Genomic DNA, 17352 nt, shown 5'->3' with positions numbered 1-17352 from the left:
GATGTCGATCGCGGGTCTCTGTACCCGCTCGTCTCTGCCTGGCTACGGCAAGGTCGTACCTGAGCTATAGATTGAAGATCTTGTGATTCTTGAGGGCTGGTGACGATGCGAGCGGACTCACCGTTGTGGCGGGTGATGGGCGACCCCGCGCAGGCTGTAGAAGCCGCAGCGCTCGCGCGCGTGTGCCAGCTCCTCCCGGACGATGGCATCGCGCGAGCGTGGGCGAACGTCAGCTTCACGGACAGCGACGGGAAGCTCAACGAAGTCGACGTTCTGATCCTCACCCGGGCGGGTCTGCTCCTCGTCGAGTTGAAAGGCTGGCACGGAGACGTCTCAGGCGACCAGCACAGCTGGATGCACGCGGGCCGGCGCGAGCCGAACCCCCGCAAGCTGGCCAATCTCAAGGCGAAACGACTCGCCAGCGTCCTGAAGGATCTCGCGCGGGCCAACGGTGCTCCTGCCAACACGGTGCCCTTCGTCGTCGAGGCTGTCGTCCTGCACGGACAAGACTCACGGGTGAACCTCGATCGATACGGGGCAGAGGCGGTGTTCGCACTCGATGGTTACAAGGTGAAGAGCGCCGGAGAGCCCCTCCGGTTGTTCTCGGAGGTGCTCGCGGCGCCGCCGACGCACTCCCTCATTGATCGCACCGCAGCGAAGACCATCGATGCGCTCATGAATGCTGCCGGCCTGATGCCACGCGCGAAGCAGCGGATGATCGGCCAATTCGCTCTCGATTCGAGCGATCCGCATGGCGAGGGTCCCGGCTGGCAGGACTTCCTCGTCACCCACCCTCGAGCCAAAACGAAGCACCGCATCCGCCTCTTCCCGTACCCCAAGGGCTCGAGTAAGGACGCACGCGCAGAGGTCGATCGGCGCGCTCAGCGGGAGTTCCGGCTGACCTACGGCGTCATCCATCCGGGCATCATCGGACCGACGGAGCTGCTCGACTCCGAGGAGGGTCCGGCTCTCGTCTTCGCGCACGATCCGGATGAGGCAAGCCTCGAGGAGTACCTCGTAGAGCATGCCGACGAGCTCGACTTCGCGGATCGGGAGCGTCTCGTGCAGCAGCTCGCCGAGCTGGTGCGGTTCGCCCATGGGCAGCGGCTCACCCACCGCGCCCTGTCGCCGGTCAGCGTCCGAGTCACGTCGAACACGGACGGGACGACCCTCCGTATCCGAGACTGGGATCTCGCGCGGCGACCGGAAGCCGGAACGACGACCGCCACGCTGCTGTCCCGCGGGATCACCGACATCTTCGGGCTCGTGGAGCAGGACGCAATGCTGTATCTCGCTCCTGAGACACTGCGCGGTTCGGCCCCGGATTCGGCGCAGACATTGGACGTCTACGGGCTCGGCGCGCTCGCCTTCCTCCTCCTCACTCAGCAGCCGCCCGCCGCAAACCTGCCTGCACTCGAAGCACTCATCGCGTCTGGCGCAGTGGGCCTCGACCCACGAGCCGTGACGCCGGAGGTCTCGGACGCCCACGCAGCGGTCATCCTCGAAGCGACTGCCTTCCCTGAAGAACTCCGCCTTCTCGATGTCGGGGAGTTCCAGACCTCGTTCGAACAAGCGCGACGAGCGGTGCGATCCGAAGAACAACCGGTGCCCACTCCAGGCGACCCGCTCGATGCCGCGATCGGTGACATCGTCGGGGAGCGGTTCGAGATCGAGCAGCGTCGCGGCTCCGGCTCGACCGGAGTGGCGCTCCAGGTGACCGATTACGACAGCGATCATGACCACGTCATTCTGAAGCTTGCGAAGGACGATGCGGCCGCCGCGCGGCTCGCCATCGAAGCAGAGGTCCTCGACCGACTTAGCAGCCCCCGCGTCGTGAAACGACTCGACGGGCCGCTCGCCGTCGGCACTCGACAGGGGCTTCTGATGACGGACGCGGGGCGCGAGACGCTTGCCGACCGTATCCGCCTCGAGGGGAAGGCGACGATCGAGCAGCTGGAACGGTGGGCGGACGACCTCTTCGAAGCGGCTCAGCACATGGGAGAGCGTGGAGTCTTCCACCGGGATATCAAGCCGTCGAATCTTGCGGTGAAGCCCGATCCAGGGAATCGGAAGCCACGGCTCATGCTGTTCGACTTCTCCCTGGCGGAGGAGCCCCTCGAGAACATCAAGGCAGGCTCGCGCCCCTATCTCGATCCTTACCTTGGATCGGGCGGACGGTCGCAGTACGACAGCGCTGCGGAACGCTTCGCGATCGCCGCGACGTTATTCGAACTGTCGACAAGTTATCCGGTCTGGTGGCCCTCGGGCGACGCGCCGATCAACGCGACGGAAGCACCTGTCGTCGAAGCCTCGTCTTTCGATCCGAGCGTTTCCAAGGGCCTCAGTGAGTTCTTCCGGGCGGCTCTGGCACCGGCTGTGTCGGACCGACACTTGTCGCTCGACGAGATGCGAAAAGCCTGGAGCAGATCACTCGCGGGCGCACGAACTGACGAGCAGGACGCGGAGGCGAACGACGCGAAGGCAGCCTCAGCGACGTTCGGTACGCCGCTATCGGACGCCGGGCTGAGCGCCCGAGCTCTCTCGGCACTCAGCAGGGTCAAAGCGAAGACCGTCGGCCAGCTGCTGGGGATCCCGCCGATGACGATCAATGGAGTGCGTGGCCTCGGTGAGCAGGTGCGGCGCGAGATTCAGTCCCGGATTCGCGAGTGGCGTCAGCGGCTGGCGACCGCGACCGAGGTGGTGGAGCCACCAGCGCTGGCAGGACGCCGCTCCGTCGAGTCCCTCCTCGGTACGGTTTCGCAGAAGTCGAGCGAATCGGTGGAAGACCAATACAGACGACTGCGCAAGAACAGCACGTTGAAGGGTCCCACCGCGGACACCGCCCGCTGGGTGCAAGAGCTCGGAGGGATAGCGACCCTCGACGAGGTCTCGACGAAGTTGCTCCGCGAGTACGGGTCAACGCTCGATGAGGGAAAGCGGAGACAGCCTGCGAACGAAGTCGTCCGCACGATCCTCGAACTCGACAGTCGCTCGAGTGCGCCGCGATTCGTCTTCCAAACGCTTCGGCAACGATCGGGCACCGCCGTCGCGTTCACTCCGGACGATGGCAGCGGCTTCTCGTTCGACGACGCGGAGCTCCACCTCGAGGTACTGCTCCGGCACGCACAGCTGGTCGACCGACTCCTCGTCGACGACGACATCGTCCCGGCGACGCGCCTTCGTGAAACTCTGCTCGCCGAGGACGAACCAGCTCTTCGGCTCTCGAGCTCGCGAGTCGCCCAACTCGCTGTCGGGCTGTCCACAACAGGGCGCCTCTCGTCGGTCGGGGAGGCGTATCGAGCTGATCTCGACCCGGCGCGAGCTGTCGAGTTGGCGCTTCGCGGTGCTGCGACACAGGACCTCGCAGTCGTCACGATCGAGCAGCGCGTCCGTGCGCGCTTCCCCGCGATCCACACCATCCCGAGGCGACCCGCTCTCGACATCGCCGTCATGACCGCGATGCCGTATCTCGAGTGGCGCGATGACGAGGCCAGGTATAGGCTTCGCGATTCCGACCTGCAGTCATCGAGTCGCACGGGCACCTCGACGGTCTGGGGGCGACCTGCCGATGATCCGGTGATCGCTAGCCGGCTGAGCGGCTCCCTGCGAGACAAGGGCGCCCTCGTTCTCGTCACCTCGCGTCAACGGGGGCTCGCTCTCACGGCAACTCGCCTGGCACGCGAGCACGGCCTGCGGGTCGTCGACCTGGCCGATCTCGCCCTCGACGCTCTGAAAGCGACGGCAACAGCGAAACAGGTCAAGTGGCCCGTCGTGATTCGTGCTGATGGCCAGCCATCGGGTTCACAAGATCGGCGCCACCTCTTCACTCTCGCTCGTCTAGCCATCACTCCTGCCTGGCAGAACCTGATGGCCGAAGAGGAGCCGATGATCCTCTTGAATGCCGCCGTTCTCGCGCGCCTCGACCTCGTCGATCTGCTCGCGGAAGTGACCGACCTCGGCACTTCGCGTGCCGCAGCGCGCTGGTTCCTCCTGCCGAGGCCGCTCTCCAGCGGAACCCCTGACCTCGACGGGTCGCCCTTCCCCTTCGGCGCGGACGGATGGCTCGAGTTGTCACTCGGGGCACTCGATCCCACCGGCACCGAACATCCCGCCTCAATGACGCATCGAAAGATCGGCACCCCGTGATCGACTCAGCCCTCCTCCTCGCCGATCTAAAGCGCCAGCTCAAGTTGCTCGAGGCAGACCTCCGCGCACGCGCCGACGACGTCGACAACTCGTGGGGAGCGCGCCTCCGCGAGGAGCACGATGCGGCGACGCGGCGTCAGCGCACCGGCCTTGCCTGGATCGCCTGGCGCGATGGCGAGATTGCACAAGCCGCCGTCTCCTGGATTCTCGCAAGTGTGTTCATCCGCTTCGCCGAAGACAATGGTCTGCTCGCCGGCGCCCAGCGGAACGATCGTCCGATTGCTCAGCCGTGGTTCGCCGCCCCTGGCGAAGGGCTCGACAGGGCTGTGGAGAACGAGGCCGCGTTCTACGCAGCCTCCCCGACCATGACCAGCCGCGACTGGATGCAGGACGCCTTCCGCGCTCTCGCCGATCTGCCCGCCGGCCGGACTCTCGTCGATCCGCAGCACTCGGCCGTCTGGCATGCACCGATCTCGGCGGACGCATCCGACGGACTGCTTGTCTTCTTCCGCCGAACCACTCCGAGTGGCGAGCTGGTGCACGACTTCAGCGACACCGACCTCGGTACTCGCTTCCTCGGCGACCTGTATCAGGACCTCTCGGACTACGCGAAGAAAACCTACGCGTTGCTCCAGACGCCGGACTTCATCGAGGAGTTCATCCTCGATCGGACACTGACTCCCGCGATCGCGGAGTTCGGGCTCACCGGGCTGAAGCTCATCGATCCTGCTTGTGGATCCGGGCACTTCCTGCTCGGCGCCTTCGAGCGGCTCACTGCCGAGTGGGCCGCGGTCGCACCCGGCCTCGACAAGGGCGAGCGCGTGCAACGCGCGCTCGACTCGGTGCACGGCGTGGACCTGAACCCCTTCGCGGTCGCCATCGCACGCTTCCGCCTCACCGTCGCGGCCATTAAAGCCGCAGGCATCCCGACGCTCACCGCTGCCCCCGCCTTCCGCTACCGTCTTGCGATTGGGGACTCGCTGCTGGGCAACGTGAATCAGTCGTCCGCGCTCGACCTCGTAGATAGCGAGTACTTCGAGTATAACGCCGAAGACCTTCGCGACCATGCCGGAATATTGGAGGACAATCAGTATGACGTCGTGGTGGCAAACCCCCCTTATATTCAGCCGCCGGACGCCAAGCTCCGCGATCAGTACCGCGCGCGCTACTCGACCTGTCACGGCAAGTACGCACTTTCGGTGCCATTCATGGAGCTTCTCTTCCGGCTCGCGAAGCGACAAAATGGAGCCGGTTCGGGCTTTGTCGGTCAGATCACGTCAAACTCTTTCATGAAGCGTGAATTCGGCAAAAAGCTTATTACAAATTTCCTCTCTGGATCGTTTACTGGAATTTCGCCAGCGTATATTGACCTCACTCATGTGGTTGATACCTCAGGCGCATACATACCGGGGCACGGTACGCCAACCGTAATCCTCGTCGGACGACCACGAAAGCCGTTCTCAGGAACCGTCCGTGCCGTACTCGGTGTCCGCGGCGAACCGGGTCAGCCAGCCGTCGCTGCCGACGGGCTGGTATGGAGCGACATAGTTGGCCATCTCGACGATCCGGGTTTCGATGGCACATTCGTTTCGACTATCGACCTGCCCCGCTCCATACTCGCGAAATTCCCCTGGTCGCTGTCTGGAGGCGGCGCAGGTGCGCTGAAAGAGCAGATTGAAGGAGTGGCCACAGCGAAGTTGAGTACCGCTGTCGAGTCCATAGGCTTTGCAGCGATCACCGGGGACGACGAGTTCTTCGTTCGTCGAAAGCGGGTCGGAGCTCCGGCTTGGGAAAATACACCAATGCGTTTGTTCGTCGAGGGCGATACAGTCCGCGACCACGCCGTAGCGGCGGACGCGCAGGCCATTTTCCCGTATCCACTGGAAGACGCGAAGAAATCGACGAAAACATTCTGGCCCTACAGGATGACGTTGCGTGCCGGTTTAGCGTTCCAACAAACGAGAGAGGACCGCGGCCTATGGTGGGGCACTTACATCCTTCCGAATGCTCGTCGATTGAACGCCGACACCTTAATAGCCTTCGCATTTGTGGCGACACATAATCACTTCGTGCTCGATCGTGGAGGCAAAGTTTTCAAGCAGTCGGCGCCGGTGATCAAGCTGCCGGAGGGGGCGACGGAGGACGACCACTACGACCTGCTCGGCGTCCTCAACTCCTCCACCGCCTGCTTCTGGCTCAAGCAGGTCAGCCAGAATAAGGGCAACGGCGGGATCGGCGGTGGGATCGGCGATGAAGCCTGGGAGCCGCGCTACGAGTTCACTGGAACGAAGCTCGACGCATTTCCGCTTCCGATCGAACGGTCCGGCGACCTGGCTAGGAGGATCGATGAGCTTGCCCGAGTTCGAGCATCCATGGCACCCAAGGCTGTCCTCAGCGGGCCCGGTCCGTCTGCGATCCCCCAGGCGGAAGCGACTTGGCTGCAACTGGGGCGAGAACTTGTTGCACTCCAGGAAGAACTCGACTGGCGCACGTACGTCGCTTACGGGCTGGTGGGGGAAGAGCTTGCTTTCGACCGGGCTGAGGCGGTGGAAATCGATCCAAATGAGCGGGTCTTCGAAATACGACTTGCCCGGGAGCTGGCTGCCGGGACTACGCAGACCTCCTGGTTCGACCGCCACCGGCGCAAACCGCTGACGGCGCTCCCAGGTCATCTGCCCGAGTCGTATCGGGATGTCGCCGAGCGGCGCCTCGCGGCGATCGAGACGATTCCGTTCCTCCGGTTGCTGGAGCAGCCCGAGTACAAGCGTCGCTGGGCGGTTGCGAACTGGGAGGAATTGCTTGTGGAGGCGACGCAGAACGCGCTTCTCGAACGCCTCGAAGCAGCCGAACTCTGGCACGACGCGTCCGGTCGGCCGCTCGTTCGCTCCGCCGCTCAGGTGGCGGATGAGCTACGGCGCGACGAACAGTTCCGCGAGTTGCTGGTGATCCACGCCGGATCTCAGGACTTCGACCTTACCGTCGAGGTGGGCAAACTACTCGCTCTCGAGGCAGTCCCCGCGCTTGCGGCACTCCGCTACAAGGCGACCGGTCTCGAGAAGTTCCATGAATGGGAGCGCGTCTGGGAGCTCCAGCGTGCGGAGGATCGCGGTGAGCTCGTCGAGGTGCCGGTGCCGCCGAAGTACAAGCCGGCCGATTTCCTCAAGATCAATTACTGGTCCGCCCGCGGGAAGCTCGACGTTCCCAAGGAGCGGTTCCTCTCGTTCCCCGGCAGCACGCTCCCCGACGATTCGACAGCTCTCTTCGGCTGGGCCGGCTGGGACCACGCGGAGCGCGGGCAGGCGATCGCCCGTCTCGCGAACGAGCTGTCCCGCGCGGGCGCACCGGACGAGCAGGTCATCCCTCTCGTCGGCGCCCTGATCGAGCTCGAGCCCTGGCTGAAGCAGTGGCACGATGAGCTCGACGCCCGCAGCGGTGTGAGCCCTGCCGTCGCTATCTCCGGACTCATCACCACGCTGCTCGACCGCCTGGGTCTCGGCAGAGACGACATCGCCGCCTGGCGGCCGCCCGCGCCGACGCGCGGAAGAAGGAGCGCTTCGTGACCGACTACTCCCTGAACTCTCCCCTGCGAGACCTGATCCGGCTCCCGGAACGGGTCGAGGCGGCCGACTTCGTCGTCAAGCTCGATGAGGGTGTCGCCCGGCATGAGCAGACCATCAAGGACTACGTGGTCACCGAGGCGATCGCCGGCGCGCTCGCGGACGGACTCGATCTCGTCACGAGCGCCCTGCGCAGTCAGTCGTCGCGCGGCTCGTTCCTCGACGGGTCCTTCGGCTCCGGAAAATCGCACTACATGGCGGTGCTCCACCTCCTGCTGTCGGGCAGCATCGCGGCCAGGCAGATTCCCGGGCTCGCGCCCGTCATCGCCACCCGCCAGGAGACCCTCGAGCGCAAGCTGCTCGTCCTCGACTTCAACCTGCTCGGCGCACGCTCCTTCGAGGATGCGATCTTCGGCGGCTACCTCGACACCGTGGCGACCAAGCATCCCGACGCGCCGGCACCTGTGCTGCACGCGAGCGACTCCCTCCTCGCCGATGCGCTAACGCTCCGAACACGCATCGGTGATGACGCCTTCTTCGACGGCCTCGGTGGTGGCGATGCTGCATGGGGAGATTTCGGAGCATCGTGGGATGCACGGAGCTTCGACGCTGCCGCTGCGCTAGCTCCCGGCGCCGCCGACCGGGACCGCCTCGTTGGCGATCTCGTGTCCCATTACTTCACCGGGTATGGGCGCTCTGGCGAATGGCTGCCCATGAAGGACGGGCTGCGGGCCCTCTCCTCACACGCGAAGTCGCTCGGCTATCAGGGCCTCGTCTTCCTGATCGATGAGATCGTGCTCTGGCTCGGCCAGCACCTCGCCGATCAGGCGTGGGTGCAGGGCGAGATCGAGAAGGTTGTACAGCTCGCCGAGAACGCCGCCGCGAATCTCCCTGTCCCCATTGCGTCCTTCCTCGCTCGGCAGCGCGACCTCCGCGACTTCCTGGGATCGCACATCGCGGGTGCCGAGCGCGCAGCGCAAGGGCAGCTCTTCCAGTACTGGGAGGATCGGTTCTCGAAGATCACACTCCAGGCCGCCGATCTACCCAGGATCGTCAAGCAACGCCTCCTCCAGCCGATCTCGCCCGATGCCGCGACCACTCTCGGCCGCGCCCTGACCGAGGTGAAGCGCGACTACGCATCCTGGGGCTACCTGCTCAGCGACGACGCGAACTCCGACGAGCGCGCCTTCGCCGACGTCTACCCGTTCAGTCCGGCGCTCGTCGACACGATGGTCGCTCTGTCGAGTCTCATGCAGCGCGAGCGAACCGCGCTCAAACTCATGGCCGAGCTGCTCAGCGACGGGCGCGACGTGTTGCTGGTGCGCGATGTGATCCCGGTCGGCGATCTGTACGCGCCGGTGGTACTCGGTGGATCGCAGCCCCTTTCCGAGGAGATGAAGCAGCACTTCGCGATCTCGCGGCGCTTCTACGAGTCGAAGATGAAGCCCTACCTGCTGCGCAAGCATGGGCTCACGGAGAGTGCCGTCGCAGGACTGCCTCGCGGACATGCGTTCGTCACCGAGGACCGTCTCGCGAAGACCGTGCTCATCGCTTCTCTCGCACCGGAGGCCACGTCGCTCGCGAACCTCACCGCCGCAAAGCTCGCCGCGTTGAACTGGGGAACGATCGACGCCTTCATTCCCGGCACGGAGGCCGAGCAGGTGCTCTCCCTCGTCCGTGGTTGGTCGAGCGAGTTCGGCGAGATCAGCGTCGGCGACGGCCTGGACCCGATCATCACTGCGACTCTCAGCGGCGTCGACTACGACTCGATCCTCGACCGGGTGCGGACCGAGGACAACCTGCACACCCGACGCGAGATCGTCCGCAAGTTGATCGCGGCCGAGCTGCAGCTTCCGCCGGACGACACGCTCGTCGGGAAGCGTCTGACGCACGTCTGGCGGGGTCACAAGCGAGTCGTCACCGTGAAGTTCGGCAACGTCCGAGACGACACAGACGTGCTCGACAGCGATCTCCTGCACAGCGACCCCGAGTGGCGGGCGGTCATCGACTTCCCCTACGACAGCGGAACGCACTCTCCTGCCGACGACGTAGCGCGGCTGCGGAAGCTCCGCGAGGGCACGCGGGGGTCGAACACCATCGCGTGGATCCCCAACTTCCTGTCGGACGCACGCCAGGCCGATCTCGGCAAGCTCGTCCTGCTCGAGTACCTCTTGACGGGGAGCCGCTTCGACCAGAACGCCGACCATCTCGCGCAGGCCGACCGCGGACCCGCTCGTCAGACACTCGAGTCGCAGCGGCGGACCCTCCGCGACGTCCTCACGACCGCGCTACGGCAGGCGTACGGGGTGAACGCTCCGGACGAGACGAACGTCGGCAGCGATCTCGCCGGCAACGAGATCTTCTCGGCGCTCGCGCCCGGTGTGCCGATCACTCCGCCTCCGACCGGCACCCTTCTCGCTGGTCTGCGACACGCTCTCGAGACCGTCTGGCGGGACGAGTTCCCGGATCACCCGGATCTCGGGGCTGAGGAGGTCACCGATCGGCGACTTGCGGAGTCGCTCGGCCTCATCACCTCCACGGTCGAGCTGGGCGGGCGCAGCCAGGGGCTCGTCGCCGCCGAGCAGCGCCTCGCGCGGGACATCATCGCTCCCTTGGGGCTCGGTGCGCAGAACGAGAACGTGCTGGTCATCGACGCCACGAACTTCGTCTGGGGCCCGCGCTTCGCACGCTGGGAGGGCGAGCTCGCTCCTGCGATGACCGTCGGCGCTCTCCGCGGGAAGCTCGCGTCGTGGGGAATGACGCGAGGTATGGAGGACGCGGTCCTCATCACCTGGGCGCTGCTCGGCAATTGGGAGTTCGGCGGCGGCGTTCCGGCGATCGGCTCCCTGCCTGACGGAGCGAGTCCTCGGAAGGCGAATCTGCCGAGCCAGGAGGACTGGGATCTCGTGCAGCAGAGAGCCGGGTCGATCTTTGGGACAGTCCCGGAGGTGAATCTGACTCCGCGCGCGGTCGGCCGATTCGCTACTGCTCTTCGGGCCGCTGTCGTCAGCAGCCGGGCCTCGACGCTCAGCGCGGCGCTCGAGCTGCACGCGGAGGTGCTCGGCATCGATGCCGCCGCCGCAAGGGGTCGCTTGGCCACAGCGCGGCGAACGGCGGAGTTGACCGAGTCGCTGTCCGCCACGATCGGAGACAAGGCGTTGATCGAGACGCTCGCGACGTTCGACCTGCCGACAGAGCTCAGCTCCTTCGGCAGCGCTCACGGCTCGGCCGAGCGGCTCGCCCGTGAACTCGACGGCCTCGACTGGGACATGATCGCTGCTGCACAGGCCAAGCACGACTCCGCGTTCACCGAATCGCTCGCGCAGCTGCGGGAGGCCGCGGCGGTCGACGAGTCCGTCGCGTCACTGGAACCACGCTTGAAAGACGCTGCCGCGAAAGCTCGGAAACTCGTCATCACCGTGGACCCTCCTGTGATCCGTCCTCCCCTCCCTCCGATCGACCCGCCGTCGCAGGCCATTCACCGACGCCGAACCACTGTCACCGACCTCGATAAGGCGTTCGACACACTCCGCGCCGAGATCGAGCAGGAGGCTGGCACCGACGGCAGCGTCACGATCACCTGGCAGGTCGACTGAGCATGCCCGCACCGACCGTGACCGAGCCTGCCCTTCGTCAGCACCTCGCTGCCTGGCTCTCGAGCGAGCGCCGACGCGCGAGGACGATCCTCGTCCGTGCACAGCCGACGTGGTCGGGAGCAGAGACGCTCACCTTCGGCGACGCCACCGTGCGCGTGGTCGAGGGCGTCTCGGGGCTCGCCGCGCTCGACGCGATGCGCTCCGCGGGCGAGGACGAGTTCATCGCCGTGCTCACCTCGCTGACCGAATCCGAGCTGGGTACGGCGGTCGTGCTCGATGCAGAGAGGCAGAAGGTCACGGATCTGGACGAGTGGAACATCGTGCCGGCGCTGTTCGGCGCGCGCGAGTATCCCGCCCAGCCCGTTCGCGCGCTCGGGTCCTGGGTGCCGCGACTCCTCGTCTCCCTCCGCCGAGAACGCGGGTTCATGCCGGCTCCGGGTGGAGTGCTCTCTGCTCAGCACGTCGTCCAGTCGATGCTCGTGGCGATGCTCGGCGTCGACCGCATCGACGCTCTCGCTGCATCGACCGCGCTCGCGACTCTCGATGACCTCGGAGTGAAGTCCCGTCTTGCGGACCTGGATCAGGAGTCACGCGCTGGTCTGATCAGGGCGACCGCCATCCATGTCGAGCAGCACCTGGCAATGGCGCTGCGCGCCGCGTCCGCCCCTGGTGGTGTCTCCTCCGTCGCGGTGGGACTCGTCGTCGGTGAGCTGTGGGCGTCCGGACCCGTTGCACCGGACACCGCCGTCGCCGCCGCCCGCGTGAGAATCGAGAGGTACGTGGGGACGGCGCCGAGCGCATCGGCTGCGCAGCGCTACGGCGCCTCCGCGAAGCTCATCGCCCAGCGATGGCTCGCCGACGACAACGAGCACGCTCGTTCCGTCCTCGACCAGGCTGAGGCGCTCTGCGGAGACCTCGGCTGGGCCGAGGGCGCGGCGGCGTCCGATTTCCTTCCCGCCGGCCTTCGCGCCCGCGTCTCGGTCTTCGCGGAAGCGGTTGAAGCCGCGGCAGCCGTCCCGAGCGCCCGTGCATCTCTCACTGTCGACGACGCGCTCTCGCGGATCGAATCGCACGGCGCGCGCTCCTCCTTCGAGCGGTCTCGTCCCACCGCCCTCATGGCGGCGCGCCTCGTCCGGTGGCTGAGTGGCTCTCGCGCCTCCTCCGTGGGCCTGAGCTCCGCGATTCTCGCCTACGCGGCGGACGGCTCCTGGGCGGAGCGGGCCCTCGGAGACCTCTGGGACGGTGACACCGATCGAAGTCTCGCCGGCGCGTACCGCGCGCTCGCCTACGCGGTGCAGACCCAGCGTCGTCTCGAGGACGCCACCGCTGCACGTGCACTCACCGGCGATCTGTCGACGGATGACTCCGTGCTCCCCGTGGAGAGCCTGCTCTCACGCCTCGTCGTACCGCTCAGCACGCACGGCCCGGTCCTCCTCATCGTTCTGGACGGCATGAGCGTGCCCTCAGCGGTGGAGCTGGCGACCGACCTTCCCTCTCGGGGCTGGACGGAGGTCGTCCGGAAGACGTCTCTGCGACGCGGTACCGCCCTTGCAGCTCTGCCGACCGTGACGGAGTACTCCCGCACCTCGCTCTTCTCCGGAGCGTTGCGCAAGGGAACTCAGCAGCTCGAGAAGGCGCAGTTCGCCACAGCGGTCGATGGAGTGATGTTCCATAAAGACGATCTGCGTTCAGAGCCCGGACACGCGCTACCGCCGGCCGTCAGCGACGCGATCGCCGACTCCGGCCGAAGCATCGTCGGCCTCGTGCTGAACACGATCGATGATGCATTGGCGAGCGCCGACGTCGATTCACTCCGCTGGAATCTGCGCTCGATAGCGCACCTCGAAGCGGTTCTCGACGCCGCGCTCGAAGCCCGACGGACCGTCATTCTCACGTCCGACCACGGGCACGTCGTCGAGCGCGGCAGTGAGCTCCGGAGCGTCCCGCAGTCGCCGGCGCGGTGGCGCGAGGTCAGCACGGGGCCCGCACGAGCCGACGAGGTCCTCGTCAGCGGCCCACGCGTCCTCGCCCCTGGCGGCAGCGCTGTGCTCGCCGTTTCCGACGGCCTCCGCTACGCCTCGAAGAAGGCGGGCTACCACGGAGGCGCAGCCCTCGCCGAGCTGACCATTCCGATCCTCGTCGCCAAGCCCCGGGGCGCTGGTGATCCGGCTGGTTGGGCTGAGGCTCCGCCCCAGGAGCCGTTGTGGTGGAACGAAACCCTCAGGGCGCCGACGGCGCCGCCCCCTGCATCGCCCAAGCGCAAGGCGACGAAAACGAAGGAGCCTGCGGCGACCGTCGGCTCGACGCTGTTCGAGATCGAGCCGACCGCGGAGGAGTCGGCCACATCCCGTCGGAGCACCGCCGAGCAGCTTGTCGCGAGCGACATCTATCGAGCACGCCGCAAGATGGCTGGTCGTCACCCGATCGACGACAGCGTCGCGAGCGCGATCGTCGCCGCGCTCCAGTCAGGCGGCGGCCGCGCCCATCGCGACACCCTGGCCGTCCGGGCGGCCGTTCCCGGTGCGAAGATGCCCGGTCTCCTTGCGGCCTTCCGCCGGGTCCTCAACCGGGACGGATACCTGGTCATCGACACTGATTCGGACGGGGTCACCGTGGTTCTCGACCTCGCGCTTCTCAACGAGCAGTTCGAGTTGGGTACTGGATCATGACGGCCGTCAGCCCGCGTCGGCGCCGCGAGATCATCGATGCCCTGCGCCGCGGCACGGTCCCTCAACGCGGACTGGATGTGATGGCCGTCGGTCTCGACCGCTTCGAGGCCTCGGTAAACGACGAGCTGGACAGCGTCTCGGACGGCGGTGCGGTCTTCAAGGCCGTTCGCGGCGAATACGGAGCGGGCAAGACCTTCTTCGCGCGGTGGCTGACGGAGACCGCGAAGCAGCGAGGATTCGCGACGGCCGAGGTGCAGATCTCGGAGACGGAGACACCGTTGCACCGTCTCGAGACGATCTACCGCAGAGTCACCGAGAACCTCTCGACCGAGGCGACACCGCCGAGCGCCTTCCGCGAGGTCGTGGACGGATGGCTTCGGGTCCTCGAGGAGGATGCGATCACCGCGGGTGCCGCTTCCGCCGATCGCAGCGAGGTCGCGCGGCTCGTAGATTCGTTGCTGGAACGGCGCCTGGCTGCGGTGTCCAGCACGGCGCCCGCTTTCGCTGCCGCCCTTCGGGGGTACCACGTCGCGACCGTCGCGGGAGACATCGATACCGCTGACGGGCTCGCCGCGTGGCTCGCCGGACAGCCTCATGTCGCCGCATCCGTCCGACGCGTCGCGGGTGTACGCGGTGACCTCGACCATTTCGGTGCGTTCGGATTCCTTCAAGGTCTGCTCGCCGTTCTCCGCGACTCCGACTACCGCGGCCTCGTACTGGTTCTGGATGAGGTCGAGACCCTGCAGCGGGTGCGCAGCGATGTGCGCGAGAAGTCCCTCAACGCACTTCGACAGCTCCTCGATGAGATCGACGCGGGGCGCTTCCCCGGCCTCTACGTGCTCATCACCGGCACACCGGCCTTCTTCGATGGGACTCAGGGGGTGCAACGCCTCCCTCCACTCGCCGCTCGGATCGGAGTCGACTTCAGCGGGGACCCCCGATGGGACAACCCCCGAGCGCCGCAGGTGCGGCTCCTCGGGTTCCAACGCGACAGCCTCCAGGAGCTGGGCGCACGCGTCCGTGATATCTACACCTCGGGCAGTGCCGAGGCTGGTCGGATCGAGGCACTCGTCACCGATGACTACCTCGAGGCGCTCGCGCAGACTGTGGCCGGTCGGCTCGGGGGCAAGGTCGGGATAGCCCCACGGCTCTATCTCCGGAAGCTCGTCGACATTCTCGACAAGGTCGAGCAGTTCCCCGATTACGTGCCGACGGAGGCTTCGTCCGTCACCGTGTCTTCAGCGGAGCTGAATGAGGACGAGCGAGCAGCGGCCGGCGGACTCGACGCGATCCAGCTCGATGTCTAACGGCGCCGAACTGGCGGGCGCGCTCGAGTATCACGTCGCGAACACGCTCGGCTGGCATGACCTGCGGCCGCTGCAGCGGGCAGCGATCGAGCCCGTGCGCTCCGCCGCCGACTGCCTTCTCATCGCCCCGACCGCCGGAGGGAAGACAGAGGCGGCGGTGTTCCCCCTCCTGTCCCGGATGGCGGACGAAGGATGGAGTGGATTCAGCGTCGTCTACGTCGCTCCTCTGAAGGCGCTGTTGAACAACCTCCTCCCTCGGCTCGAGCAGTACACCGCGTGGCTCGGCCGACGGGTCGCGCTCTGGCACGGAGACATCGGAGACGGCCCCCGTCGGGCGATCCTCAGCGAACCACCGGACATCCTTCTCACGACCCCGGAGTCGCTCGAAGCGCTGCTCGTGTCTCGACGAGTGGACCACCGGCTGCTGTTCCGCGGACTCCGGGTCGTCGTGGCGGATGAGATCCACTCCTTCGCGGCCGGTGACCGCGGATGGCATTTGCTCGCGGTCCTGGAGCGGATCCAGCGCCTCGCGGAGCACCGCATCCAGCGCATCGGACTGTCTGCGACGCTGGGGAATCCGAGCGACGTCCTCGCCTGGTTCCAGGGATCGAATCTCAGTGCGGGCATCGAGAGCCGGGTGGTGACTGCCGGCGATCCACCGATGCCTCCGGATGTCACGCTCGATTACGTCGGCTCGGCTGAGAACGCGGCTGTTGTCATCGCCTCTCTGCACCCCGGTGAGAAGCGGCTCGCCTTCTGCGAATCCAGGAAACAGGCGGAGGAGCTCGCCTACGGACTGCGAGAACGCGGCGTCACCACCTTCATCTCGCATTCCTCCCTCTCCCTGGACGAACGCCGGCGTAGCGAGCAGGCGTTCGCCGAGAGCCGCGACTGCGTCATCGTCTCGACGTCGACCCTCGAGCTCGGTATCGACATCGGCGACCTCGACCGCATGATTCAGCTCGATTCACCGCGCTCGGTCGGGTCGTTCCTGCAGCGACTCGGTCGGACCGGACGGCGGGCCGGCGCGGCGAGGAACGCGCTGTTCCTCGCCACCGAGCACGAAACCTTCCTGCGTGCAGCGGGGCTCCTCCACCTGTGGGGGACGGGCTTCGTGGAGCCGATCACTCCGCCGCCCTCCCCTCGGCACCTCGCGGCGCAGCAGTTCCTAGCACTCGCTCTCCAGGAAGGCCGATTCGCTCGGGACTCCTGGCATGAGTGGTGGGCGGGAAGCCTGGTGATGGCCGACGGCGAGGAGGTGCTCGACTACCTCGTCGAGGAAGGCTTCCTCGGCAGTGACGGTGGCTGGGTCTTCATTGGACCGACCGCCGAGAAGAAGTTCGGAGGTAAGAATTTTCTCGAGCTCCTGAGCACTTTCGTGGCAGATCTTGAACTGACGGTCGTCCACGGGCGGAAGGAGATCGGTGGAGTGGCGCCGATCTCTCTGAGTGCCACGATCATCCGCGGCGAGAAGCCGTTGCTGCTGGCCGGGAACGCGTGGAGGGTGGTCTCCGTCGACTGGAGTCGGCACCGTATCGAGGTCGAGCCGGAGATCAGCCGCGGCAATGTGCGGTGGTCGTCGGGCGCGCTGCCCGAGTCGTTCGACATGGTCCGCGCCCGCAGAGAGGTTCTTCTCGGCGCCGAGCCACCCGTCCAGCTGTCGGAGCGCGCCCGGAGGGCGCTGGCCGTGGGTCGAGAGGGCTGGTCGAGCCGCGTGGACGCTGCGGGAATCGTCCTGACTCGCGGCTCCGCCCACGTCGAACTCTGGAGCCTGGCCGGCCTCAAGGCGCACGAGACGCTTGCCGCAGCATTGCCGCAAGCGTTCGAGGCGCGATCGACGAACGAGTCGATGCGTTTCGCTTCTGCATTCGACGTTTCGGTTCTCCGAGAGGCCATCCTGGATACTGCGCTGCCTTTTATCTCTCCGGACGCCGTCTCCGGATTGAAGTTCTCGACGGCGCTGCCACCGGACTTCGCGCGGGCGACTCTGGCTGAGCGGTTCGTCGACCGCGTCCATGCAGCGACGGTAGCTCGTGAACCCATCGTGTCGAGGGCTGCGACCGACGATTAGGTCTTC

6 protein-coding genes are annotated in these 17352 nt (G+C 66.4%); all 6 read left to right on the top strand.

Annotated elements, in window-relative coordinates; genetic code table 11:
- The first annotated feature begins 135 nt into the window (after positions 1 to 135).
- The 6 genes from C5C82_RS12020 to C5C82_RS11995 are packed head-to-tail and all read left to right on the top strand — an operon-like array spanning position 136 to position 17346.
- The gene (locus C5C82_RS12020; RefSeq protein ID WP_258066097.1) at positions 136 to 4146 is read left to right on the top strand and encodes an NERD domain-containing protein; all 4011 of its coding nucleotides are present in this window, start codon (positions 136 to 138) and stop codon (positions 4144 to 4146) included.
- Positions 4143 to 7706 carry a BREX-2 system adenine-specific DNA-methyltransferase PglX gene (pglX, locus tag C5C82_RS12015; RefSeq protein ID WP_219814845.1) on the top strand — a complete coding sequence of 1188 codons (3564 nt, stop codon included), beginning with the start codon at positions 4143 to 4145 and terminating at the stop codon, positions 7704 to 7706. Before C5C82_RS12020 ends, pglX begins: the two co-directional genes overlap by 4 nt.
- Positions 7703 to 11299: a hypothetical protein gene (locus C5C82_RS12010; protein ID WP_104355140.1), complete on the top strand. Its 3597-nt coding sequence runs from the start codon at positions 7703 to 7705 to the stop codon at positions 11297 to 11299. Before pglX ends, C5C82_RS12010 begins: the two co-directional genes overlap by 4 nt.
- Before the next feature lie 2 nt (positions 11300 to 11301).
- Positions 11302 to 13968: a BREX-2 system phosphatase PglZ gene (gene pglZ / locus C5C82_RS12005; RefSeq protein ID WP_104355139.1), complete on the top strand. Its 2667-nt coding sequence runs from the start codon at positions 11302 to 11304 to the stop codon at positions 13966 to 13968.
- Positions 13965 to 15275 carry a BREX system ATP-binding protein BrxD gene (gene brxD / locus C5C82_RS12000; protein ID WP_181134439.1) on the top strand — a complete coding sequence of 437 codons (1311 nt, stop codon included), beginning with the start codon at positions 13965 to 13967 and terminating at the stop codon, positions 15273 to 15275. The genes pglZ and brxD overlap by 4 nt, the downstream gene beginning before the upstream one ends.
- Positions 15220 to 17346, top strand: a complete 2127-nt coding sequence (locus C5C82_RS11995) for a DEAD/DEAH box helicase (protein WP_219814844.1) — start codon at positions 15220 to 15222, stop codon at positions 17344 to 17346. The genes brxD and C5C82_RS11995 overlap by 56 nt, the downstream gene beginning before the upstream one ends.
- The last annotated feature ends 6 nt before the right edge of the window (positions 17347 to 17352 follow it).

The sequence above is a fragment of the Rathayibacter sp. AY1D5 genome (assembly GCF_002932515.1).
Classification (GTDB): domain Bacteria; phylum Actinomycetota; class Actinomycetes; order Actinomycetales; family Microbacteriaceae; genus Rathayibacter.
Note: the sequence above shows the minus strand (reverse complement) of the source record. Positions and strands in the feature narration are given on the sequence as shown.

Excerpts from the sequence above, each read along its gene's own strand:
- C5C82_RS12020 (WP_258066097.1), top strand. The coding sequence starts at position 136 with ATGGGCGACCCCGCGCAGGCTGTAGAAGCCGCAGCGCTCGCGCGCGTG.
- pglZ (WP_104355139.1), top strand. The coding sequence starts at position 11,302 with ATGCCCGCACCGACCGTGACCGAGCCTGCCCTTCGTCAGCACCTCGCT.
- brxD (WP_181134439.1), top strand. The coding sequence starts at position 13,965 with ATGACGGCCGTCAGCCCGCGTCGGCGCCGCGAGATCATCGATGCCCTG.
- C5C82_RS11995 (WP_219814844.1), top strand. The coding sequence starts at position 15,220 with ATGAGGACGAGCGAGCAGCGGCCGGCGGACTCGACGCGATCCAGCTCG.